General features: G+C 59.0%; 20 protein-coding genes. 9 read left to right on the top strand and 11 right to left on the bottom strand.

Annotated features, from left to right (window positions below; translation table 11 throughout):
- Positions 1-58 precede the first annotated feature (58 nt).
- The 7 genes from DCS96_RS13800 to ltnD all read right to left on the bottom strand — a co-directional run bounded on the left by DCS96_RS13800 (position 59) and on the right by ltnD (position 6,847).
- Positions 59-1,450, bottom strand: a complete 1,392-nt coding sequence (locus DCS96_RS13800; RefSeq protein WP_232818280.1) for a GntP family permease — start codon at positions 1,448-1,450, stop codon at positions 59-61.
- Positions 1,447-2,409, bottom strand: a complete 963-nt coding sequence (gene denD / locus DCS96_RS13795) for a D-erythronate dehydrogenase (RefSeq protein WP_116474971.1) — start codon at positions 2,407-2,409, stop codon at positions 1,447-1,449. The genes DCS96_RS13800 and denD overlap by 4 nt, the downstream gene beginning before the upstream one ends.
- A 63-nt stretch (positions 2,410-2,472) precedes the next feature.
- The gene (locus DCS96_RS13790) at positions 2,473-3,249 is read right to left on the bottom strand and encodes a DeoR/GlpR family DNA-binding transcription regulator (RefSeq protein ID WP_116474970.1); all 777 of its coding nucleotides are present in this window, start codon (positions 3,247-3,249) and stop codon (positions 2,473-2,475) included.
- A gap of 3 nt (positions 3,250-3,252) precedes the next feature.
- A complete protein-coding gene (gene otnI, locus DCS96_RS13785; RefSeq protein WP_116474969.1) occupies positions 3,253-4,038 on the bottom strand; it encodes a 2-oxo-tetronate isomerase in 786 nt (261 codons plus the stop codon).
- Between the two features lie 10 nt (positions 4,039-4,048).
- Complete coding sequence (otnC, locus tag DCS96_RS13780; protein ID WP_198650084.1) at positions 4,049-4,690, bottom strand: 3-oxo-tetronate 4-phosphate decarboxylase; 642 nt, start codon at positions 4,688-4,690, stop codon at positions 4,049-4,051.
- Entirely contained in the window at positions 4,683-5,948 is a 1,266-nt protein-coding gene (gene otnK / locus DCS96_RS13775) for a 3-oxo-tetronate kinase (protein WP_198650083.1), read from the bottom strand. Before otnK ends, otnC begins: the two co-directional genes overlap by 8 nt.
- Complete coding sequence (ltnD, locus tag DCS96_RS13770; RefSeq protein WP_116474967.1) at positions 5,948-6,847, bottom strand: L-threonate dehydrogenase; 900 nt, start codon at positions 6,845-6,847, stop codon at positions 5,948-5,950. The genes otnK and ltnD overlap by 1 nt, the downstream gene beginning before the upstream one ends.
- A gap of 913 nt (positions 6,848-7,760) precedes the next feature.
- On the opposite strand from ltnD, the gene DCS96_RS13760 reads away from it, so the two are divergent.
- The 9 genes from DCS96_RS13760 (at position 7,761) to DCS96_RS13720 (ending at position 17,945) form a co-directional block, all read left to right on the top strand.
- On the top strand, positions 7,761-9,119 hold the full coding sequence (locus tag DCS96_RS13760; protein WP_116474965.1) for a flavin-containing monooxygenase: 1,359 nt from the start codon (positions 7,761-7,763) through the stop codon (positions 9,117-9,119).
- 73 nt (positions 9,120-9,192) lie between these two features.
- Positions 9,193-9,612, top strand: a complete 420-nt coding sequence (locus tag DCS96_RS13755; protein WP_116474964.1) for a RidA family protein — start codon at positions 9,193-9,195, stop codon at positions 9,610-9,612.
- 10 nt (positions 9,613-9,622) lie between these two features.
- The gene (locus tag DCS96_RS13750; RefSeq protein WP_116474963.1) at positions 9,623-10,294 is read left to right on the top strand and encodes a DUF1028 domain-containing protein; all 672 of its coding nucleotides are present in this window, start codon (positions 9,623-9,625) and stop codon (positions 10,292-10,294) included.
- A gap of 148 nt (positions 10,295-10,442) precedes the next feature.
- Entirely contained in the window at positions 10,443-10,640 is a 198-nt protein-coding gene (locus DCS96_RS13745; RefSeq protein WP_116474962.1) for a hypothetical protein, read from the top strand.
- A gap of 181 nt (positions 10,641-10,821) precedes the next feature.
- Positions 10,822-11,979 carry an acetylornithine deacetylase gene (gene argE / locus DCS96_RS13740; RefSeq protein ID WP_116474961.1) on the top strand — a complete coding sequence of 386 codons (1,158 nt, stop codon included), beginning with the start codon at positions 10,822-10,824 and terminating at the stop codon, positions 11,977-11,979.
- Positions 11,980-12,104: 125 nt separating this feature from the next.
- Positions 12,105-13,538, top strand: coding sequence for an APC family permease (locus tag DCS96_RS13735; protein WP_116474960.1), 1,434 nt, complete (start codon positions 12,105-12,107; stop codon positions 13,536-13,538).
- Between the two features lie 430 nt (positions 13,539-13,968).
- Positions 13,969-15,363 carry an aminotransferase gene (locus tag DCS96_RS13730; RefSeq protein WP_116474959.1) on the top strand — a complete coding sequence of 465 codons (1,395 nt, stop codon included), beginning with the start codon at positions 13,969-13,971 and terminating at the stop codon, positions 15,361-15,363.
- Positions 15,364-15,448: 85 nt separating this feature from the next.
- On the top strand, positions 15,449-16,552 hold the full coding sequence (locus DCS96_RS13725; protein WP_116474958.1) for a class II histone deacetylase: 1,104 nt from the start codon (positions 15,449-15,451) through the stop codon (positions 16,550-16,552).
- A gap of 199 nt (positions 16,553-16,751) precedes the next feature.
- The gene (locus DCS96_RS13720) at positions 16,752-17,945 is read left to right on the top strand and encodes an MFS transporter (RefSeq protein WP_157953639.1); all 1,194 of its coding nucleotides are present in this window, start codon (positions 16,752-16,754) and stop codon (positions 17,943-17,945) included.
- A 495-nt stretch (positions 17,946-18,440) separates the two neighbouring features.
- Here the strand turns inward: DCS96_RS13720 and DCS96_RS13715 are convergent, their stop codons facing one another.
- The 4 genes from DCS96_RS13715 to metB all read right to left on the bottom strand — a co-directional run bounded on the left by DCS96_RS13715 (position 18,441) and on the right by metB (position 24,922).
- Positions 18,441-19,925, bottom strand: a complete 1,485-nt coding sequence (locus tag DCS96_RS13715; protein ID WP_116474956.1) for an aldehyde dehydrogenase — start codon at positions 19,923-19,925, stop codon at positions 18,441-18,443.
- Positions 19,926-20,123: 198 nt separating this feature from the next.
- Entirely contained in the window at positions 20,124-21,068 is a 945-nt protein-coding gene (locus DCS96_RS13710; protein WP_116474955.1) for a LysR family transcriptional regulator, read from the bottom strand.
- A gap of 264 nt (positions 21,069-21,332) precedes the next feature.
- A complete protein-coding gene (gene metL, locus DCS96_RS13705) occupies positions 21,333-23,762 on the bottom strand; it encodes a bifunctional aspartate kinase/homoserine dehydrogenase II (protein WP_116474954.1) in 2,430 nt (809 codons plus the stop codon).
- Positions 23,762-24,922, bottom strand: a complete 1,161-nt coding sequence (gene metB / locus DCS96_RS13700; RefSeq protein ID WP_116474953.1) for a cystathionine gamma-synthase — start codon at positions 24,920-24,922, stop codon at positions 23,762-23,764. The genes metL and metB overlap by 1 nt, the downstream gene beginning before the upstream one ends.
- Between the last annotated feature and the right edge of the window lie 51 nt (positions 24,923-24,973).

Here is a 24,973-nt window from a genome sequence, read left to right as displayed (position 1 = left end):
ATATGAAAAAGGCCGATGGCAGTTGCCATCGGCCTTTTTTATTGAATGCAAGCCAGGCTTACAGCACGGCGTTCAACACCAATACCCCAATCAGGCCGGTAGCCCAGGCCAGGGTAGTGGGGATGGACCAGACGATGATCTGCTGCTTCACATCCTTGATACCCATCATGCGGTTGACCACCCAGAACAGGCTATCGTTGAAGTAACCGAAGAACAGCGAGCCCATGGTCGCCGCCTGGGCTGCTACCAGCATGTTGACCCCGGGAATGTTGCTCAGGATAGGCGCCGAGATGGACGCCGCCGTCACCATAGCCACCGTGCCCGAGCCCTGGATCAGTCGCACCAGCGTCGACACAATAAAAGGGATCAGTACCGGCGGCATCGGCAGGCTGGCGATCTGCTCGCCGAGCATGGCACCGGCACCGGACTCACGCAGCACGGCCCCCAGGGCGCCCCCGGCACCGGTCACCAGCAGGATGATACCGGCGCTCTGCAGGCCTTCCTCCAGATGTTCCATGGTGTCGTGCTTGTTCATCTTGGGCACCAGGGTGTACACCGCCAGCAGCACAGAAATGGAAAGGGCGATCACCGGGTGGCCCAGGTAGCTGAACAGCTGCACTACCGGGTTCTCGCTCAGGCCGCTCCAGCCGTCCACTTTGGCCAGGGTCGCGAACAGGGTGTTGATGAAGATCAACAGGATCGGCGCCAGGATCGGCAGCAGCGACAGGAACAGGCTGGGCAACGCCTTGCCGGCCTTGGCGGCCATGTACTCGTTATAGGTCTCTTCCAGCTCCTGGCTTTCCAGAACCGCGGGGGCATGGAAATGGGGATACTTCTTGCCCAGCCACTTGGCGTACAGCACGATCACCGCCACACAGGGTAGCGCCAGGGACAAACCCGCCAGCATCATGGCGCCCACGTCGACACCGAACAGGCCAGCCACGCCCAACGGGCCCGGGGTCGGCGGCACCGTATGGTGGGTGACCACCAGGCCGCCCGCCAGGGCCACCCCCACGGTCAGCAGGTTACGCTTGCCCTTCTCGGCCAGCGCCTTGGCAATGGGGTAGAGGATCACGAAGGCGGAATCCACGAAAATGGGCACCGATACGATGTAGCCGGTGATGGCCATGGCCCACTCTTCTTTCTTCTTGCCCAGGGCCTTGATGGCGCTGTAGGCAATCTGCTCGGCCGCGCCGGAGACCTCTAGGATACGGCCCATCATGACCCCCAGGCCGATGACGATACCTATGCTGCCGAGGGTGCCACCGAAGCCCTTGGTGATCACATTGACGATATCCGCTGCCTGCATGCCACCCAGGGCACCGGCGATGCTGGCCGCGGCCAGCATGGCGATCAGGGCGTGAACCCGGGTCTTGACCACCAGGAAAATCAGTACAAAGACGGCGACCGCCAGACCGATCACCGGGGCCATTGAACTTGCTTCTGTCATGCTTGCGCTCCTTGCATATCATTTTGAATAAAGCTGCGGATCACCGCGTCAAAGTCGGCGTCCTGGATAAAGCCCATTCCCTGTGCTCGGGAAATATCGAAACGGCCGGGCCAGCTGGCGACGATGCGAGAAATCGCCTCGTCTTCCTGATAACGGATGTGCCGGGTGGCCTCATCACCGGCCACCCGGGCCAGGGACGCGATCATCTGCTCCACAGTCACGGTTATGCCCGGCAGGTTGACGGTACGGCTGTCACCAAAGGCCTCGGCCGGCACCAAAGCAGCCCGTACGAAGTTTTCGATCACGGTGGCCGGAGAAGACAGCCACATGGGCAGGCTCAGGGCCACCGGGCAGACGGTCTCTTCACCCTGCAGCGGCTCGCGGATAATGCCGCTGGCAAACGAAGACGCCGCCTTGTTGGGCTTGCCCGGACGCACGCTGATGGTCGGCAGGCGCAGTACCCGGCCGTCGATAAACCCCTTGCGGGCATAGTCGTTGACCATCAGTTCGCACACGGCTTTCTCCATACCGTAGGAGGACTGAGGACAAACCGCGGTATTGTCCTGGATCAGCTCCGGCAACTCGCCACCGAACACAGCCAGCGAGCTGGAAAATACGAAACGGCAACCGGGGACCTGATGACGGGCCGCTTCCAGCAGATAGCGGGTAGCATCGATATTGACCTTGATGCCCAGATCGAAGTCGGCTTCCGCATGGCTGCTGACAATGGCTGCCAGATGGTAGATAAGGCCGGTCTCGGCACTGACCAGTGCCTGCACCTCGGCCTGATTGCCCAGATCCGCCTGCACGCAACGCACCCTTGGGTCCGCCAGCGGCGCCGTGGGCAGGATGACATCGGCCAGGGTCAGGGAGCTGAACTTAATCTGCTCCTGCGCAAGCAATGACCTGGCCAGGCGCTGGCCAAGAAAGCCCGCACCACCGGTAATAATGATATTCATGTGGTTCTCCCAGGCGCCCTCAGACGCCAGATAAGCTACAGAGGTTGGTCGTGTTTTTCGTTATTATGTGTCTGGCGGCTTCGCCAGGGTCAGTTGCAGGCCGAGGCTGCGGAGTTGCTCCGCCGTCTCGTCGGCCAGACCGGCATCGCTGATGATGTCGGTCAGGGCCTGCAACGGACAGATACGGAACATGCCGTACTTGCCGTATTTGCTGCTGTCACTCACCAGGATGCGCCGGCGAGCCACCTGCAATAGGGCCTGCTTGACCATCACCTTGTCTTCGGTGGGGGTCGACATGCCCCGTTCCAGCTCCCAGGAGCTGGAGCTGATAAAGGCCAGATCCAGGTTCAGGCTCTGCAGCAGCCCGGCTGCCGCCTGGCCCACGCAGGATCGGTTGCGTACATCCACCAGACCACCGGTATGAAACAGGGTGAGCTGGGGGTACTGCATCAGGTAATTGACAATGGTGAAGTCGTTGGTAACCACCGTCAGGTTTGCCTTGCGGGCAATGCCCTTGGCCACCTCAAAAGTGGTGGTCCCCGCGTCCAGGTAGATCACCTGGCCGTCTTCCACCATGGCCGCCGCCGCCTGGCCGATGGCTACCTTGTTGTCATGGCGGATGCCCGCCTTCTCGCTGTAGGCCAGTTCCTGCTTGACCGCATCATTGAGTTTGACCCCGCCGCTCACCGACACCACCTTGCCTTCGGTTTCCAGCCACTGGATATCCCGGCGTACCGTCATATGGGATACGCCCAACTCCTGGGCCAGCTCGTTGATGGGCACTATGTTGCGCTCATGCACATAGCGGTAGATGTAGTCACGGCGTTCGGCAGGGATCATGGCTTACTCCTTGGCGGCCCAAGGCGCGAACCAGCCGAGGCCGGCTTCGGTATTGCCGCGCGGGCGGTATTCACAACCCAGCCAGCCCTGGTAACCCTTGGCATCCAGGTAGTCAAACAGCCAGGGATAATTGATCTCCCCTTCACTCGGCTCATGACGGTCCGGCACAGAGGCTATCTGGATATGGCTGAACTTACCCCACAGCCGGTCTATGGTGCGGGTCAGATCCCCTTCCATGATCTGGCAGTGATAAAAATCGAGCTGAATCCTGACATTGGGCCGGTCGATCTGCTCGAGCAGGGCCTCGGCCTGAACCTGGGTGGACAGGAAATAGCCCGGCATATCGCGGCTGTTGATCGGCTCCAGCAGCACCAGTACACCCTGTTCTGCCGCCTGATCGGCGGCGTAGCGGATATTGTCGACATAGGTAGCCTGCTGTTGCTCGGCTGACACGCCAGCCTGGCGCAAACCGGCCATGGCATGCAACTGGCGACAGCCCAGCTCCCTGGCGTAATCCAGGGCGATGGCGACACCGGCACGGAACTCGGCCTCCCGGCCGGGCAACGAGGCCAGGCCGCGCTCGCCCGCATCCCAGTCGCCCGGCGGCATGTTGAACAGCGCCTGGGTCAGCCCCTGGGCCTTCAGTTCGGCGGCGATGGCGTGCTTGTCCTCGGCGTAAGGGAACAGGTATTCCACCACCTCGAAGCCCGCACTACGGGCCGCGCGGAAGCGCTCCATGAAGGGCACTTCGGTAAACATCATCGACAGGTTGGCAGCAAACTTGGGCATTTCGTACTCCTTACACCTTGCCTTTGAAGACCTGCTCCAGCTCATCTACCTGCTCCGGAGTCAGGGTACGCATCTTGCTGTTCTGCAGGATAAAATACAGCCGGGCCGTCTCTTCCAGCTCTTCGGCATTGAACATGGCGGCCCGTAGATCCTTACCGCTGATCACCGGACCGTGGTTGGCCAGCAACACGGCACTGTGCGCCTTGGACAGCTTGCCCACCTCGTCGGCGATACGCGGATCCCCCGGACGCAGGTAGGGGATCAGCGGCAGCTTGCCGACCCGCATCACATAGTAGGGAGTAATCGGCGGGAGGCAGTTTTCCGGATCCAGATCCGCCACGCACGACAACGCGGTCAGGTAGGGCGAGTGCAGATGCACTATGCCACCGGCCTCGGGGCGCTCCCGGTACATGGCGATATGCATCAGCACTTCCTTGGACGGCTTGTCGCCGTCCAGGTGCTTGCCGTCCATGTCCACCTTGCTCAGCCGGTCCGGGTCCAGGGAGCCGAAACTGCTGTTGGTGGGGGTCGCCAGCAGGTTGCCATCGGGCAGTTTCAGGCTCAGGTTGCCGGCCCCGCCACTGCTGTAGCCGCGCTCAAACATGGATTGGGCGACCGTCACCATGTCCAGGCGCAGGGAAAATTCAGTCATGATAAAACTCCTGGGCTTTGGCAAAGAACTGCTCGTCGCCGAAATTGCCGGACTTGAGCGCCAGGGACAGCGGCTTGTCCAGTGCCCGCACCCAGGGTACCCCGGGGGCGATTTGCGGCCCTATATTGAAACCGGACACGCCCAGCGCCTGGGTGACGATGCCCGAGGTCTCGCCGCCTGCCACGATAAACTTGGTAAATCCCTGTTCGGCCAGGCGGGCGGCGACCCGGGCAAATACCCCCTCCACCGCCTCGCTGGCCCGGGCGACGCCGTACCGTGCCTGGATTTGAGCCAGCTGCTCCGGTGCTTGAGTGGCATAGAGCATGGGTGCGGGGCTGGCGGGCTGGTCGAGGACCCAATCGGCCAGCTCAATCGCATAGGCCTGGGGATCCTCGAGACAGGACGCCACCTCAACCTGGCGGTGCGGTGCCTGTTGCTGGTAGGCCGCCACCTGGGCATTGGTCATCAGCGAGCAGGAGCCGGACAGCACCAGGGCCCGACCGGCTGCCGCCGGCGCCCCCAGGGCACGGGCATGCTTCGCCCCTTGACCGGCGGTGGTGTAACAGGCGAGCCCGGCGCCCAGTCCCGAACCGCCGGTGACCAGCGGCAGGTCGCTGACCGCCTCGCCAAGTACCGTCAGGTCAGACATGGTCAGGGTGTCCAGTACCGCATAATTCACGCCGTCGGCGGTCAGCGCGGTCAGCTTCGCCTTCACCGCGTCGGCACCGGCAAGCACCACCTGATAGTCCACCAGACCCGGCAGCCCCTTCGCCTGAGCCGCCATCAGTCGCAACAGGTTGGCGTCTTTCATCGGGGTGATGGGGTGGTCCTTCATACCGGACTCGTTGAGCGGCACGCCGTTCACGAACAGGTTGCCGTGGCACACGGTGCGGCCATTGACCGGCAGAGCCGGGCAGATAACGGTAAACTCCTGATCCAGGGCAGCCAGCAGGGCATCGGTTACCGGCCCTATGTTGCCCTCGGCAGTGGAGTCGAAGGTTGAGCAGTATTTAAAGAAGAAACGGTCGCAACCCAGGTCCTGCAGCCGCGCCAGCGCCGCCAGGGAATCGGCAACCGCCTGCTCTGCCGGGCAGGAGCGACTTTTCAGGGAAATCACCACGGCGTCCACCTCCGCCGGCACGTCGGCGGGGCCGTGACCGATCAGCTGGGTGACCCGCCAGCCGTTTTCCACCATGAAACCGGCGATATCGGTGGCACCGGTAAAGTCATCGGCGATCACGCCCAAACGATGAGCCATCATTTTTCCTCCGGCAGCTGGATGCCCTTGAATATCTTCACCACGGCGGCGTCGTCTTCCCGGCCGAAGCCTTCGTTGCTGGCAGCCAGGAACATCTGGTGAGCGGCCGAGGCCAGCGGCAGCGGGAATTTCATCTGGTGGGCGCTGTCGAGCACTATGCCCAGATCCTTGACGAAGATATCCACGCTGGAGCGGGGGCTATAGTCGCCGTCGAGGATATGGGGCACCCGGTTCTCGAACATCCAGGAGTTGCCGGCGCTGTGGGTAACCACATCGAACATCAGCTCCAGGGGGATGTCGGCCTTGGCGGCCATCGCCATGGCTTCGGCGGCGGCGGCGATATGCACCCCGGCCAGCAGCTGGTGGATGGTCTTGACAGTGCTGCCCTGGCCGATATCGGGGCCGATCACATAGAGCTTTTCGGAAATGGCATCAAACAGCCGCTGTGCCTGCTCGAACAGCGCCGGTTTGCCCGAGGCCATCACCGACAGTCGGCCTTCGGCGGCCTTGGCGGCACCGCCCGAGATGGGCGCATCGATCATCTCCAGGCCAAGCTCGGTCAGGCGCTGATGTATGACTTTGGTCTGGGTTGCGGCCATGGTGCTGCACACCACCACCAGGCTGCCGGGACGCATGGCCGCTGCCACATCCTTGTCACCGAACAACACCGACTCAACCTGGGCGCCGTTGACCACCAGCAACAGCAGCGCATCCAGCTGGCCTGCATAAGGCAGGGCAGAAGGCCCCGTCGCAACGGCACCGGCGTCAGCCAGACGAGCACAGGCCTCGGTATTCAGGTCGAAACCATAGGTATCAAAACCAGCCCGCACCAATGACTGGGCCGTGCCCATGCCCATGGAGCCCAACCCCACTACACCTACCCGGGAAATAGTGCTCATCTGACGTACTCCTGAAATGTGAAATATTGTGACCTTGATATTATTGATCACAGTCATTCACAGTTTAGGACGAAATGTCACAAAGCGATAAATCACTAATAAAGTGCAAGCATTTGATATTTATGATTTTTTACATAATGTTAAAAAATTAACATTCACAGTCTTATGTGAACAAAATCGTTATAAATGTCTCAAAAAAGTACGACTATTAGCAGGAGCCGAATACAAACTGTTGATTGTGATGATAAAAATAAGGTGTGAAAAGGTGAACCTAAGCAGCTTTGATCAATGACAACCAGGGCTGGAACCGGAATCGGTACCTATCAATTCACCCTAAATAACCGATACAAATACCACTCCATTCAAGACAGTGACCAAGAGCCAATAAAGCAGCTCCTCCGTGCCAAGGGCGGAGTAAAAAGAAACACAGACTTCCCATCAATGGATACCCCAGCGAAAAAGCATTGCAGCTACCGGGGTTTCCCATCGCTCGCCCTAGGGTGTGTTCCGTTACTGCTCATGGTGTCGTCGCCGCCCCAACAAAGCGCGATCAAGGCAGCAGGCGCAACGCATAGTGGGCCTATGGGTAAGGCTGCTAACGCAGAGCGGGCCCTGTTGGGCCATGACCCGAAGGGCTGAGGCTGTGCCGCCCCATTGCGGCGTTGCTTACCACTAATTTGGGCCCACCAAACTGCGTGGTGCGCGTCTTGCCACGAAGCAGCACAGCCTCAGCGTCATTTATGCGCAGTATCGGAACACACCCTAAGCACCACGCCTGGTCATGATGCCGAACCTGCCGGAAACTCGCCACTTTGAAGCCAGTATTGGATTTTCATATTCAATTGTAAGGTTAATAATATTTTACCAATGCATCACTCCCCCCTAATCTGGCTTCAGACAGATAAAGCAGGTTATGAGCGACCTGCACCAAGTCGCCATCCAGGAGGGCACAGACATGACAGTTGAAAAAACAGAAATTGATACGCTTGTTATCGGCGCCGGTCAGGCCGGCGTGGCCATGAGCGAACACCTAAGTAAGCTCGAAGTGCCCCACCTCGTTCTGGAGCGCAACCGTATCGCCGAAGCCTGGCGTACCAAGCGATGGGACTCGCTGGTTGCCAATGGCCCGGCCTGGCATGATCGCTTCCCTGGCCTGGAGTTCGACAATATCGACCCCGACGCCTTTCCCGCGAAAGAGCAGGTTGCGGACTATTTCGAAGCTTATGCCAAGAAGTTTGATGCCCCCATCCGCACCGGGGTGGAAGTAAAGAAGGTGGAACGCAATGTCGGCCGTCCGGGTTTCACCATTGAAACCTCAAAGGGCTCGATAGAGGCCAAGCGCGTAGTTGCCGCGACCGGACCTTTCCAGCACCCCGTCATACCTCCGATCGCTCCCAAGGATGACAACCTCATGCAGCTCCACTCTGCCGACTATCGCAATCCCGGGCAACTGCCCGAGGGTGCCGTACTGGTAGTCGGTGCCGGCTCGTCAGGGGTACAGATAGCGGATGAACTGCAGCGCGCCGGCAAGCAGGTTTATCTCTCGGTCGGCCCGCACCATCGCCCTCCCCGCTCCTATCGCAACCGTGACTTCTGCTGGTGGCTGGGCGTGCTCGGCGAATGGGACGCCGAGGCGATGGCGCCGGGAACAGAGCACGTCACCATCGCCGTCAGCGGCGCCCGTGGCGGCCATACGGTTGACTTCCGCCGCCTTGCCCATGAGGGGATGATACTCGTCGGCTTGACGAAAGCGTTCAATGACGGCCTGGTCACCTTCGAGTCGAATCTCGCACAAAACCTTGCGGGCGGTGACGAAAACTACCTATCGCTGCTGAAAGCGGCCGACGACTATATTGCCCGCAATGGCCTCGACCTGCCGGAAGAGCCGGACGCCCACAACATGCTGCCGGATCCTGAATGCGTGACCAATCCCGTTCTCGAGCTCGACCTGATGAATGCCGGCGTGACCTCGATCGTCTGGGCAACCGGCTTCAAACTTGATTACAGCTGGCTGAAGGTCGACGCCTTCGACGCAAACGGCAAGCCCCGGCATCAGCGCGGGGTGTCGGCCGAACCTGGCGTCTATTTCCTCGGTCTGCCCTGGCAGTCGCGTCGTGGCTCCAGCTTCATATGGGGCGTCTGGCACGATGCCAAGCATATTGCGGACCATATCGCCACGCAGCGTAAATATCTTGACTATCGTGATGCATCCGAACGTACTTCTGTTGCCGATCGTGATGCAGCACCACGCCAGACAGCCACCCTGAAGTAATAGCTAAGGGCAGGCCAGATGGCATCTGGCCTTATTCACAGGTTCAAACAGTCAGCACAATGGAAGCACGTTAATGCCAACTCATACTCGAATCCGCATGTTCAATACCAAAGAAACCTATCCCAATCAGGCGTTGGATAACGATCTCTGCCAGGCGGTTCGCGCCGGCAACACTGTTTACGTTCGAGGTCAGGTCGGTACCGATTTCGAAGGCAACCTGGTCGGGCTGGGCGATCCTCGCGCCCAGGCCGAGCAGGCGATGATAAACGTCAAGCAGTTGCTGGAAGAAGCCGGCTCCGACATGAGCCATATCGTCAAGACCACCACCTATATCACGGATCCCCGTTTTCGCGAGCCGGTTTATCGTGAAGTGGGCAAGTGGATGAAGGGAGTCTATCCAATCTCCACCGGCCTGGTGGTCGCCGGTCTGGCCCAGGCCGAGTGGTTGATGGAGATTGATGTCATCGCCGTCATCCCCGATGAGCAGAACTGAGGAGCAAATTATGACCTTTTCCGTCGCGGGCATTTGTCCTGAAACCGGCATGGTGGGTTGTGCCATTACCTCTTCCAGTATCGCAGTTGCCAGCCGTTGTGCCTTTGTACGCAGCGGCGTCGGGGTGTCTCTGACTCAGAATGTGACCAATCCGGAGCTGGGACCACTGGCGCTTAATCTGCTGCAGGAAGGCCTGGCCCCGGCCGAGATCCTCAAGGCCCAGACCCAGGCCGACACTGACATCGAATGGCGTCAGCTCGGCGTGCTCAACACCCGTGGTGAAACCGCCACCTTCAGCGGTGCCCAGGCACTGGGAATCCACGCCACCGCCCAAGGCAGGAACTGCCTGGCGATGGGCAACCTGCTGGCAAATACCGACGTGCCTCAGGCGATGATCAACGCCTTTGAAGGCAGCCAGGGACACCTGGCTGAACGGCTGCTGCAGGCCCTTGAGGCAGGCCTGGCCGCCGGTGGCGAACTGGGCGCGGTACATTCCGCCGGTCTGCTGATGAGCGCCGAGCCCAACTGGCCGGTAGTCGACCTGCGGGTGGACTGGCATATAGCCCCGCTCACCGAGCTACGCATGGTCTGGCAGAACTATCAGCCGCAAATGCAGGCTTACATCACCCGTGCCAAGGATCCCGCCAATGCGGAATCCTTCGGTGTTCCCGGTGACGAGTAAGCCTCGAACCTGCGGCGATCACTCATTTTAACCACTAAAGAAAACCAGCAAAGAAAGCAGGCTGCCGAACGGAGCCTTAATCTCCCTCTACGGGGGTTAAGGCACCAACACACCCTAAATGGACGTCAATGGAGATTAACCTACGGCGGTGGAGTTCATCCTGATCGGCGGCACCTTTTCCTGGGTGTTGTCCAATGCGGAGGTGCAGCACACCATTATCGTTGCAATCACCCAGGATCGCCGTTACCGCAGCCGGATGGCGTACAAGCTCGGCTACCGCCTTTCCCTGTTCAGCTTCCGTACGGTGGGCTTCCTGATCAGATGCAATTGTAGCCAGGTGCGCTGACATACCTCCGGGAGGTCAGCATAGATTTTTCGAATCTTTTTATAAGTTTAAAGATATTTTAAGAATGCAATTTATTTACATACCCTAAACCCAAGCTTAACAGCGCTCGGAGCAGGGCGGCCATACCGGGAACGGAGCCACCGACAGCCTTCCCAAGTGCTGAGTCTATTCAGGAGAACACATGGCAAAGGCATTATCCCTCGACATACTGAGCCGTCTGATCGGCTTTGATACCACCAGCGCCAATTCGAACCTGGCGCTGATGGCCTACGTACAGCAACACCTGAGGGAGCATGGGGTAGACAGCCAGCTGATCTTCGATGAACAGCAGCACAAGGCCAACCTGTACGCCACCATAGGTCCCCAGGACCAGGGCGGCGTCATGCTGTCCGGCCATACGGATACGGTCCCGGTCACCGGCCAGAACTGGACCCGAGAGCCTTACAGGCTGACCGAAGCAGAGGGCCGCTATTACGGTCGGGGAACCAGTGATATGAAGGCCTTTCTTGCCGTGGTCTTGGCCGCCGTGCCCGACATGGTCTTGCGGGAACTGCATACGCCCATACACCTGGCCTTTTCCTACGACGAAGAGATCGGCTGTGTCGGCGTCCGCCGGTTGATCGATACCCTGCAGGGACACCCGGTGAGACCGGCCATCTGTATTATCGGCGAACCGACCAACATGCTGGTGGTAACAGCCCACAAGGGGAAGCTGGCCGCCCGGGTAACGGTAAAGGGCAAGGAATGCCACTCCGGCATGGCCCCCCTGGGGGTCAACGCCATTAACTATGCCGCCCGCCTAATTCATTGGTTGGAGCAGCTGGCCCTGCAGAAAAAAAACGAAGGGCCATTCGAGCAGGGCTATGAAATTCCTTACAGCACGGTACATACCGGTACAGTGCAGGGCGGGACCGCGCTCAATATCGTACCCAACCATTGCAGTTTCCTGTTTGAAATTCGCAATGTCGCCGCCGAGGATCCCCGCCAGCTACTGACCCACTTCCAGGCCTATGTCGATGAGCTGGTCGCCGAGATGCGCCACGTTGACTCCGACTGCCAGATCGACATCGATATCACCACCGAATATCCCGGCCTGAGCACAGCCGAAGACGCCGAAGTGATCCATTTTGTCCGCAGTCTGGTCGACTCCGACAGCGACGGTCGTATCGGCTTCGGGACCGAAGGCGGCCTGTTCAGCAACGAACTGGGCATTCCCACCGTGGTCTGCGGGCCCGGCAGCATGGATCAGGGCCATAAGCCGGACGAATTTATTCATGTCAGCCAGATCGAACAGTGCGAGCTGTTTATGGCGCGGCTGACTGATCAACTGAGCCAGTAACAAAGGAGAGGGGAACCGCTCACAACAGCTTTAACCCTTCCTCAATGCAGAGTACCCGCCTCGGCGGGTACCCTATGGACTATGCATTGAGGCCACAACATAAACTCTTCAGGAGCGAATAGAATATGTCTGACAATGTATCTTACAACTCGGCAGCGGTGCCTAGCGGCGCGGCGCGTACCGAGAAAAAGTCCGGTTTCGGCCGGGTGCTGGGGCTCGGCTCCCTACTCGCGGTGGCGATAGGCCTGGTTGTGTCTCAGGGCGTCATGGTGATCATGCTGCAGGGTGCCGGGATTGCCGGGCTGGGATTCATCATTCCCCTGACCCTGGGCTATATACTGGCACTGACCTATGTTTCCTCTTTTTCCGAGTTGTCACTGATGATCCCCCGCGCCGGCAGCTTGAGCAGCTACACCGAGGTGTCCATAGGTCATTTCCCGGCGATTCTGTCGGTATTCTCCGGCTATATAGTGGTGGCCATGTTTGCGCTCTCCGCGGAGCTGTTGCTGGTCGATCTGATCATCGACAAAATCTATCCTGGGATGTTTCCGCCGATGACGCTTGGCTTTGGCCTGTTGGCGATTTTCACCGTGCTTAACCTTATGGGCATAGATATGTTCGCCAAGCTCCAGTCCGTGCTGGCCCTGGTGATGGTGATAGTACTGCTGATGCTGGGCCTTTCCGCCATCACCGGGGTAGCCAACCCGCACCCGGCCGGCATTGATCTCACCAGTAGCTGGAACCCGATGGGAGCCGAGGTCATCACCCTGGTCGCGCTGGCCATATGGGGATATGTGGGCGCTGAGTTCGTCTGCCCTCTGGTGGAAGAGTCCAAGAACCCTGAACGTAATATCCCCCGCGCCATGACCATAGGTGTAACCGTGATCTTTGCCACCATTGCCATCTACTGCCTCGGCGCCCTCTTCTATATTCCGGCGGATGAGCTGGCGGGCTCTGCTCTTCCCCATTACGACTTTGCCAAGGCCGTATTCGGCGATGTCGGGCTGACCTTCCTCGCGGTGGCCGCCATTACCGCCACCTGCAGCACGGTTAACACTTCGCTGGCCGCCATCCCCCGCATGCTGTACGGCATGGCCCAGAACGGCCAGGCCTTCCCGCAGTTCAAGAAGCTGACCTCGGGCACCAAAACCCCTTGGGTCGCGGTGCTCTTTGTCACCGCGATCACCGGTCTGCCCCTGGTCTTCATGGGTGATGATCCCGATGCCATCGGCCTGTTGCTGATCTCCGCCGCCATCGCCTGGCTGCTGGCCTATATCATTACCCACATCAATGTGATCGCCCTGCGCAAGCGCTATCCGGATATCAAGCGCCCATACAAGACGCCCTTCTATCCGCTGCCACAGATCATCGGCATCGCCGGCATGATCTACGCCATCGTCTACGCGTCACCGGCTCCCGAGCTGAGTGGCCAGATCTTCGGCGCCGCCGGTATCGTGTTGGGGCTTGTCTCCGTTGTCGGGGTGTTCTGGGTCAAGGTAGTGATGAAGAAGAAGCTGTTCGAACCCGAACCGATTGAAAAGGTACTTAACGCCGACTAAGAACTTTCCACCGACTTAAACGGCGGCATCTGCCGCCGTTTTTCGTTCAGACCCGCCCACCTTTCTATGTAATGCACTGATATTTAACGACTACTTCCAAGGCAACTAGGGGTTTCGGCAACGGCAAGGCCACCGCTCAGCTGTTGGGACACCCCTACCACGGGCTGCTTATCATACGGGGAAACAAGAATAAGAGCCGCAAGAAACCACTTTGCAGACTCAAACTTCGCCACCACCGCTACATAGGATTTATTAATCCTATGTGAGAAAAAATAATATTTTAACAATGGCCAAATAACCCATAACCTCATGGTTAGCGGTTTGTTAACACCAGATAGTTACTTAACCCGTTAGCGCTGAAACATAGCCGCACCCGGTGTTGACAGAACCACTTATTAGACATTCAGCATGATTAAAGGAGATGTCGAAAATGTCCAAATTGAACAACGTAGATATGCAGGAAGTATGGCAGCAGGACAGGGATCATTATATTCATCCTTGGACAGACTTCTCTACCTTTAAAGAAACAGGTTCCATGGTACTGGCGGACAGCGATAATGTGCATGTCATCGATGGCGAGGGACGCCAGTACCTGGATGGCATCGGCGGTCTCTGGTGCGTGAATATCGGTTATGCCCGAGAAGAAATGGCCCAGGCCATCGCCGACCAGGTGCGCCAGATCCCTTATTACTCCTGTTTTGGTCATCACACCACTGTCCCGGCTGCCAAATTGGCCGCCAAACTGGCCGAGCTGGCCCCCGGCAATCTGAACCACGTCTTCTACGGCTGTGGAGGCTCCGTCGCCAACGACACCGCGGTGCGTATCATTCACTTCTACTTCAACCAACTGGGCAAGAAGAGCAAGAAGCAGATCATCTCCCGTATCGATGGCTATCACGGCAGTACCTATATGGCGATGTCGATCACTGGGGTCAAGTTCGATCATATCGGTTTCGATATCGACGACCAGCTGGTACACCACATTTCCTGCCCCAACCCCTACCGCCGCCCCGAGGGTCAAAGCCTCGAGGATTTCTGCGACGAGAAGGTACAGGAGCTGGAAGACAAGATTCTGGAGCTGGGGCCGGACAATGTTGCCGCCTTCTTCGCCGAGCCCATCATGGGTGCCGGGGGCGTCATCGTACAGCCGGAAGGCTACCACAAGAAAATCCACGCAATATGCCGCAAATACGGCGTACTCTATGTTTCCGATGAGGTGGTTACCGCCTTCGGACGACTCGGCCACATGTTCGCCTCCGAAGACGAATTCGGAATAGTGCCGGACATCATCACCTGCGCCAAGGGCCTGACCTCCGGATACCTGCCGCTGGGCGCTACCATCCTCTCGGACGAGATCTACGAGGTGATCAGCAAGCCCCAGGCCGACGGCGCCATCTTTACCCATGGATTCACCTATTCCGGCCACCCGGTCAGCTGTGCCGCCGGCCTGAAAAATATCGAAATCATGGAGCGCGAAAACCTGTGTAATCATGTGCGTGATATGGGCGGCTACTTTGAAAACCAGCTGAAAACCTTGCTCGACCTGCCGATTGTTGGCGACGTGCGTGGCCGCAAGTTCATGATGTGTATTGAAAACGTGGCCGACAAACAAACCAAGGAACTGATCGATCCCAAAGCCAAGGTCGGCAACCGCATCGCCAAGCACTGCCAGGCCCGCGGCCTTATTGTGCGCCCGCTGGCCCATATGAACGTGCTGTCTCCGCCCCTTACCCTTACCAAGGAGCATATCGACTTCCTGGTCGCCACCCTGCGGGAAAGCATTGAAGCCACCATGACGGATCTGAAAACCGAAGGCTTCCTGTAAGCAGATGTGAAGCGACTGACGCCTAAATTCAGGAAGGGATTTGATCCGATATCAAATCCCTTCCTCAACCTGAAGGAGCAGGATTATGTTAAGAAAAACCGGGCTGGTTTCCAGCGAAAAGTACTTCTGGTACGACAGTCTCAATCAGGCATTTCCTCCTTTTTACATAGAGCCAGGCGGCAACCCGGATCGGCCGGACATCAAGAAACGCTTTTTCAATCTGCTTTCGGCTCAAGGAGTGCTTGAACGGCTCACCCCCATCACACCACGCAAGGCCACAGCGGAAGAAATTCTGCGAATACATTCGGCGAGCTATTTCGAAAGCCTGACCCGCCAGAGCGGAAAAATAGCCGGCGAAGCCGGCCCCGGCGCTGTCTTTGCCGCAAACAGCTTCGATATTGCCCTGCTCTCGGCGGGCGGCGTCATGGCTGCGGTTGAGCAAGTGATGAGCCGACAGGTCGACAACGCCTTCGCCTTGGTGCGCCCGCCCGGCCACCATGCTGAAACCGACAGAGGCGCCGGCTTCTGCATCCTTAACAATGCCGCCATCGCAGCCCGGCACGCCCAGAGTTATTCCGGTGTTGAACGGGTAGCCATCGTCGACTGGGATGTGCATCACGGCAACGGCGCCCAACAGATATTCTGGCAAGACCCGAGCGTGCTCACCCTTTCCATCCATCAGGACTATTACTTCCTGGAAGAAAACACCGGCACCCTGGATTACAGAGGGGAAGGCGTGGGCGAGGGCTACAACCTGAACGTGCCCCTGCCTCCAGGCTCCGGCAATGCAGTTTACCGAGACGTGATCAAGCGGGTGGTTGTGCCGGCACTGGAAGCCTTTAAACCTGACTTCATCATCGTCGCCTGCGGGCTGGATGCCGGCTGCTACGATCCCCTCGGCCGAATGGCCGTTACCCCCAGCTGTTTCAGAGACATGAGCGCAGCCATGGCGGAATGCGCAACCCGGCTGTGCGACGGCCGCCTGGTGCTGAGTCAGGAAGGCGGTTACGACCTGGCCTCAACCCCCTATATGGGGCTGGGTGTGCTAGAAGGCCTGTGCGGCGCCGAGTTTCTGAGCGAAAACCCCTTCGAGGTATTCGGCAGCACCCTGGGTTACACCAATGCGATATTGCCCCACCAAGAAGAGGTGATCAGCAAAGCGCAGCAGTTTGCCGCCGATTTAAGGTAACAAGAAGCAAAAGGCTGATATCACCGGCCTTTTGCCAAACCGGGACCAATACTGGCTAATGATAACGACAGCCTGATAAGACACAGGATTAAACACTTCTACATATTGGCCATGCAAAAACATGGGCCAACGGGCATGTTCATGCCTTTACACGCCGAACCTGAAATACCGATATCTTGCAACAAAGGAGAAGTTGAAAATGATAAAGGGAAAATACCTTGATAAAAAAACAATGGCGCCGTTCGCGGCTATTTATGGTGTCGGGTTGGCCCCCCTGCTGATATTGCCGTTTATTTTCACCTCGCTCATGAGTGAGTTCAATATAGGCGAATCTACGGCCGGCAGTCTGATCACCTATTACATCACCGCCATGTGCCTGTCTTCCCTGGCCATCGCCCCCCTGATAGCAAAAGCCCCCCGCCGAACCCTGGCCATGCTGGGTACCCTGATTGCCATTGCCGGCTGCATCTGGGTGATGTTCGCCGGCAGCTATGGTCAGAGCATTCCGGCCTTCATTCTTTCCGGCCTGGGTTGCGGCCTGGCGCTGTCCTGCGGGAATGCCGTGGTCGCCAGCCACGAGGATCCGGATGCCAGCACCAACAAGATAGTACTGCTCGGCACCATTCTGATGGTGGTGCTGCTCAACGTAGTCCCCTCCGCCATAGGTCACTGGTCACTGGCGGGCGCCATGGGCGCACTGGCGGTAGTGCATGCCCTGTTGCTCCCCTTGATTTTGATGCTGCCCCAGCACCCGGAGCCAGCCCGCCAGCAGGAAGACAGTGGCACCAGTCAAGGCTCTGTACTGCTCAAGCCGGTGGCACTGGCCATTCTCGCCATGGTCTGTTTCTACTTTGTGCGCGACACCATGGTATGGGTGTTCGCCGAGCACATCGGTACCAGCCGCATCGGCATGGCACCGGACTCCCTGGGCTTTTTGTTCGGCATTCACGGCGCCACCTCCCTACTCGGTCCTGTCATTCTGCTGTTGGCCGGTAAATATCTGGGCCGTGGCATGCTGCTGGTGCTGGGAGTCCTAAGCACCGGCGTCATCACCTATCTGGTGACCCAGACCGACAGCTATCCGGTTTATACTGCCATCGTCATCCTCTGGTCGACGGCCCACTTCTTTACCTACAGCTGCATGATGGGGCTGGCCAGTATTGCAGACAAAAAAGGTCGTATCGCTGCCGCCGCTGGCTCCGCCGTCATGGCCGGTACCGCCGTCGCCCCGGCATTGGCCGGTTATGCCTTCGATCTGGGTGGCTATGGCACCCTGGGCTATTTCGTTGCCATTGCCGTCATCCTGACCCTGGTTTGTGGCCTTTATGCCATCTATGCCACCAAAAAATCCGAGTCTGACCTGCATACCTCGGTAGTACCACAGGCCGAATAAAGTCTAGTATGCCCCCCCGGCAAAGCGGGGGGGTTAGGTGCGTTAGCCCCTCAAAGGGTCACAATGCTGGAGCACCTAAAGGGTAATGCCGGTTTGTTAAGCAAAAAGGGAACCCTCCTCCATACGCCGACTCACCGAAACTCCCTCCCTGGGAGCTCAATAGCATCATCCATGGCATCAATGGTCGGCTCAGTGGAGAAGCCCTCTCGCCGAAGCACATGACTCAGCAGCCCTGATCCGGCCCCCTCCGATGGTCATGTCAGCCCTGTTGTTCCTGCTTCATCATGCCTGTGAAGGCAAGTATCCAATCACCACTGCACAGCACTGAATAATGGAGCTATATCAAACACGCCCTCACTTCGCGGGACGACGGTAAGACACCCAAGGTATAAATCTGGGCATGGCCTTTATAAAGTTTCGTCCAGCAGCCGCCCATAAAAAACCGCCGTCGGACATGACGGCGGCGGTAATGGCAAGATAGTAACGTTTTTCAGATTATTTCAGCTTTATCCAGGTAGTTTTCAGCTGGGTAAACTTGTCGATGGCATGCAGCGACAAGTCGCGGCCGAAACCGGACTGCTTGTAGCCGCCGAAGGGGGTGCTGAAGTCCAGAGCATCCATGGTATTCACCGATACGCTGCCCGCCCTCAGCTTGCGGGAGACCCGATGGGCCCGATTAAGGTCATTGGTCCATAGCGAGGCCGCCAGGCCGAAGATGGAGTCGTTGGCAATGGCCACCGCTTCCTCTTCGCTATCGAAACCGATCAATGCCACCACGGGACCGAATACCTCTTCCCGGGCTATGGTCATGTCCGGGGTAACCAAATCAAACACGGTCGGCTCAATGCGGGTCGAACCGGCTTCGCCCTCGCCACCGGCCAGCAAGCGGGCCCCTTCCGCCTGCGCCTTGCGAATGCATTCACGCACTCGCTCGGCATGATTGACGTCGATCAGCGCCCCTACCCGGGTATCCGGGTCTAGCGGGTCACCGACTTTCAGAGACTTGGCCTTGGCCAGGAACTTATCGACAAACTGTGCCTTGATGCGGTTATCGATCAGGATGCGGGAGTTGGCCGAGCAGACCTCACCCTGGTTGAAGAAGATCCCATTGATAGCATTATCGACCGCATCCTCGAGGGCGCAATCGGCAAAGATCAGGTTGGGGCTCTTGCCACCGGTCTCGGGCCATACCTGTTTCATATTGGACTCGGCCGCATAGCCCATAAACAGCTTGCCGACTCGGGTAGAGCCGGTAAAGGCCAGGCAGTCCACGTCCTGATGCAGACCCAACGCCTTGCCCACTATATGACCATGGCCGGTCACCACGTTGAGCACGCCATCGGGCAGGCCAGCCTCTTTAGCCAGCTCGGCCAGACGCAGGGCGGTCAGCGGCGACTGCTCGGCCGGTTTGAGAATCACCGAGTTGCCGCTGATCAGTGCCGGACCCAGCTTCCAGGCGGCAATATCGAGCGGGAAGTTCCAGGGCACCACGGCGGCGACCACCCCCACCGGCTCCCGGGTAATAGTGGCCAGGTTGTTGCCGTCGGTGGGGGCCACCTCGCCATAAAGTTTGTCGGCCGCCTCTGCATACCATTCGAAACAGCCCGCCGAACCGGGAATATCGATGTTCAGGGAATCCTGCACAGGCTTGCCCACGTTCAGCGTTTCCAGCAGGGCCAGCTCTTCGGCATTATCCATAATCAGCTGCGCCAGCTTTTTCATCACCGCCTTGCGCTCGCGGGGCGCGGCTTCGGACCAGACGCCGGATTCAAACGACTGGCGGGCCGACTGTACGGCGGCATCCACATCGGCGGCACTGCAGGCGGCAATGGCCGCCAGTGTCTCGCCGGTGGCGGGGTTGACGATATCGTAAGTTTGCCGATCACTTGCTGCGACAAACTCACCGTTAATAAAGGCCTGACTCTTCAACTCGATCTGCTCGAGTTTATTCAGCCAGTATGTTCTTTCCTGTACTGTCATCGTTGACTCCACCTTTCCCTGATATTCGATAATAAGAGACCGGTTTAACGGCTGCTTTTATACCAAAGGCCGAGCCCCTGCGAGACAGGGTCCAAGCCTCCCCATAAGTGCCAGCCTAAGAAGCCTACCTGTATATGTAAAATATTATTATTATTTCGCTTGAATCAACTTTTTCTATTCAATGCCATTGCAAGGTGCCTACTGCAGACTCCGATAGAAGCGCCTATCGGTAAAGACGGAACCAGCCAATTCCTTGGCCTGCAGTGCCATCTGCTTGGTAAAGGCCTCCACCACAGGGGTCACCCTGAACTGGGTAAGCCGGGCAACGCCCATGCGCATGGGCCGGAGGTTTTCCTTCAGTGGCACATGCTTAAAGGCGGTACCATCCAGTGCCAGGTTGTTCGCCAGAGGGGTATTGAATAGGGAGTAGCCAAAGCCGTTGGCCACCAAGCCTCGCACCATGTCCATCGACTTTGCGTAGTGGGCAAAGTTGGGTTCGAGATCCAGGCTCAGGAACAGCGAATAGAAGTATTCCCGGCTCATCGGCCAGTCCAGCAGGACCATGGGATATTCCGCCAACTCCGCCAGCGACAGTTCATCCCGATCAGCCAGAGGATGATCCAGTGCCATCACCGCATAGGGTGGAAACTCCATTAGCGGCTCGAACTCGATATAAGAGGGGAGCTGCAAGTCATAGGTCAATGCCAGTTCGTATCGGCCGTCCTGCAGTCCCTGGATGATATCTTTCTGATGCATTTCATCGCACTGCACATTGACCGCCGGATAGGCGTCATTAAAGCGCCGGATCAGTCCGGGGACCAGAATCGGCGTAAAGGTAGGAAACCCGACAATACGCAGGGAGCCCGCCACATCCTGGCCCAGGGTATTGGCGTAATGGGCAAGCCCGTCCGCCTGCCCCAGCAACTGCTTTGCCTTGACGATAAACTGCCGCCCCGAGGGGGTGAGTGACAGTCCCTGGGCATGATGGCGAACAAACAACTGCAAGCCTGTCACCTCCTCGAGGTGCAGGATGGCGGAGGAAATTGACGGCTGGGAAACGTGCAGCTGTTCGGCGGCCCGGGTCACGCTGCTGAGCTCTCCGGCGACCACAAAGTAACGTAGCTGTTTCAGGGTAAATCGCATAGGGCCTGCTTCCTGCAAAAGGTTATAGGGACATAAGCCGCAACGCCCGGCGACCTACATATAGTTTCACCAAAGATGCAGCTGCATTCAAAAAACAAATACAAGAGTAGCTACAGTACCCCATCCTCGCTCATAAGGGCAGCCCACGAATAAAATTGACATGGCAAAGCCGTGACACAAGACATGTGCCACTAACAGGCAGTTGGTAAGGGGGTCGATGTCATCAGAGACCGGCTTCTGCTGATGCGGGAGCCGGTCCTGAGTTTACAGACCGGCCAGCAGGCTCCAGAGGTCGGCCTGCACGGCGGCGGCGGTGACTTCCCGCCCGGCGCCCGGCCCCTGGATCACCAGCGGGTTTTCAGCATAGTGCTGGGTTTCGATGGCAAAGATGTTGTCACCGGGGCGCAGGTGGGCAAAGGCGTGATCCGCCGGCAGCACCGTCAGGCCCACGCTGGCCTCACCGTCCGCGGCAAAACGCGCCACATGGCGCAGTACGCCACCCTGCTCCCGGGCCCGGGCCAGGGCCTCGGCCAGGGGCTGATCCAGCTCCTGCATCCGCTCGATAAAGCCGTCCTTGTCCAGCCCGAGCAAGACATCAGGCACAAGGGAGGTCAGCCGAACCTGGGCCGGATCCAGGTCGAAACCCGCTTCCCGAGCCAGAATCACCAGCTTGCGCTTCACATCCTGGCCATTGAGATCCTCGCGCGGATCCGGCTCGGTCAGCCCCTGTTCCCAGGCCTCCAGCACCAGCTCGGAGAAGGGCCGGCTGCCGTCGAAATGCTGAAACAGCCAGCTCAGGGTGCCGGAGAAGATACCGCTGATGGCACTGATCTGTTCGCCCGACTGCTGCAGCATCTGCAGGCTACTCTGCACCGGCAGGCCGGCGCCGACGGTGGCATTGCTTAAGAAGCGAACCTTGTGCTCGTTGAGGGTTTGCTTGAGCCTGAGGTAGCTGTCTTGCTCCGCCGCGCCCGCCAGCTTGTTGGCGGCAATCAGGTGGATATGCTGCTGTACCATGGCCGGATAATACTGCACCAGGCTGTCGGAGGCGGTCAGATCCAGGGCGACCAGGCTGTCAAAACCATGCTCTTCCAAGGCTTCGAGCCAATCCGGCCAGGCCACGCCCTTCGGCTGAAAATCGTCCAGCACCTGCTCCAGCTCCAGCCCCTGGCTGGCGAGCATGGCACCACGGGAATCGAACACCCCATAGAGGGTGACCAGTACATTCAGCTCCTGTTCGAGCCGCTGTTTCTGCTGCTGGTAAAGCCGCAACCAGGCCTGACCGATATTACCCCGGCCAAACAACACCAGCCCCACCCGCCTGGGTCGGCTGAACAGGCTCTGGTGAAGGCGGATCAACAACGGATCCAGTACCATCTTGCGCACCACGGCCACCAGGCTGAGGCCATTGCTGGCGGGCTGGATAAACTCCAGCGGCTGTTCGTTTAACGCATGATAAAAGTGCAGGCACTGCTCCGCCTGTTCGGTCACGCCTTTGCCGACCAGCGCCAACAGGGAATAGCCGTCTTTTGCCTGCAGGCCCTCAAAACCACCGGCCGGCTGATGATCCCGCAACAGCTCAAACACCTGATCCGCCTGCTCACGGGTATAGGCCAGCTGCCACAGCTTGCTGTCCGGCCTGCGCTTGCTGGCCAGAGGGGCCAGTTCACGCCGGCCCAGCCACTCGCCGAGGGCCTCGACCGTGGCCTGGTAATTGCGGGGAATGGTCAGTTCCAGCAACACGGTATCGTCGACCGAGGTGACGATACGCGCGCCCTGGCCGCGACCGGCCTGACGCAGGATACGGGTATGGCCGTCGTCCGGATGATAACTGCACCTGAGCATCAGCTGCTGACGGCTGGCCGCCACCGGCCCCAGGGTGCGGCTATGTAGCACAGAGGATCCCAGGCGGGCCAGTTCGGCCGCCTCCGGCAGCGACAGCCGGGTCAACAGGCTGGCGTCCTTCACCCGCCGGGGATCGGCACTGAACACCCCGGGCACATCGCTCCAGATGGTACTCTCGCTACTGTCGGCCAGGGCAGCCAGCAGAGTTGCGCTGAAGTCGGAGCCATTGCGCCCCAGCAGACGGGTGCGCCCCTTGTCGTCGGCGGCGATAAAGCCGGTCACCACCAGGATGCAATCGGGGTGCTCTGCCAGGATCTCTGCCAGCTGTTGCCGGGAGACGGCCTCGTCTACCTGCACCGGGGTACCGGACACCTGCAGGAAGCGACGGGCATCCAGGCTGGCTGCCGGCATGCCCTGTCCCGCCAGCAGGGCCGCCAGCAGCCGGGAGGACCAGAGCTCGCCGAACGATTGGATCTGGTTGCGGGTATATTCGTCCAGCCGCTGGTGTTCCAATACGCTGGCGATGGTCTGAATGTCGTCATTCAACGCCGCCACCAGCTCACTACCTGCATCACCCAGGGTGCTTTCTATCAGTCCCAGCTGAAAGGCATGCAGTCCGGACAGCGCCTCGGGGGCGGCACTGTCGCCGCTGGTAAACAAATTCAGCAACTCGATCAGACGGTTGGTAGTCTTGCCGGGTGCCGAGACCACCACCAGCGCATCGGGTTGCTGCAGTCGGCTGATGATGCCGGCCACCCGGTGAAAACAGGCGCTGTCGGCCAGGCTGCTGCCCCCGAATTTATGCACCGGCCGACGGTGCAGGCCGGGATCTGGCTGAAAGCTGCTCATTATGCCGCCAATACCTTGAATGCGTTGTCCAGGTCATGGATCAGATCCCGGGCATCTTCGATGCCCACCGACACCCGCAACAGCTGGTTGCTGATGCCGGCGGCATTACGCGCCGCCTCGTCCATGGCCGCATGAGTCATGGTCGCCGGATGGGCAATCAGGCTTTCCACCCCACCAAGGGATTCGGCCAGGGAAAACAGCTGCAGCTGCTGCAGGAAGGTTTTCAAGCCGGTTTCGTCTGTATCCAGCTCGAAACTGAGCATGGCGCCGAAGCCCGACTGCTGCCTGGCGGCAATGTCGTGTCCGGCGTTGCCAGGCAGGCTCGGGTGATAGATGGCTTTGACTTCGGGCCGGGTCTGCAGATAGGCCACCAGCGCCTCGGCATTTTCACAATGCTGACGCATGCGTACACCCAGGGTGCGCAGGCCACGCAGGGTCAGATAGCTGTCGAAAGGCGAGCCGGTCAACCCCAGGCAGTTGGCCCACCAGTTCAGCTCTTCCGCCAGCTCACCGCTGGCCGCGACCACGGCGCCCCCCAGCACATCAGAATGACCATTGATGTACTTGGTGGTGGAATGCACCACCAGATCGGCCCCCAGGGTCAGAGGCTGTTGCAGGGCCGGCGACAGGAAAGTATTGTCGACCACGGTCAGCGCCCCGGTCGCCTTGGCGGCGGCGCAGATGGCGGCGATATCCACCACCCGCAACAGCGGGTTGGAGGGCGTTTCCAGCCATACCAGTTTAGGCTTGCCGGCCAGGGCCGTCGCCAGTGCCTCGGCATCGGTCTGATCCACATATTCCACCCGGAAATTACCCTTTTTGGCCAGGGCATTGAACAGCCGATGGCTGCCGCCGTAGCAGTCGTGGGGCACCAGCAGCAGATCACCGGCCTGCAGCTGGGAGGTGATAATGAGGTTGATGGCCCCCATGCCGGTGGAGGTCACGGCGGCGCCGGCGCCCTGCTCCAGTTTGGTCAGCGCCTCGGCCAGGATATGACGGGTAGGGTTGCCGGAGCGGGTATAGTCGAACTGGCGCGGCTGGTTAAAATCGGCAAAGGTATAGGTGCTGGTCAGATACACAGGAGGCACCACGGCGCCATGCTGGGTGTCTGTGTCGATACCGGTACGTACGGCATGGGTCTGGGTCTGGTATTCGGGCATATCCGCTCCTTTGCACTGCTGGCAGCTGTATGGGCATATAGAGTTTTCCAA

The sequence above is a fragment of the Zobellella maritima genome, from assembly GCF_003075035.1.
Lineage (GTDB): Bacteria > Pseudomonadota > Gammaproteobacteria > Enterobacterales > Aeromonadaceae > Oceanimonas > Oceanimonas maritima.
The sequence above is the reverse complement of the archived record's forward strand: the minus strand, read 5'-3'. Positions and strand labels throughout refer to the sequence as shown.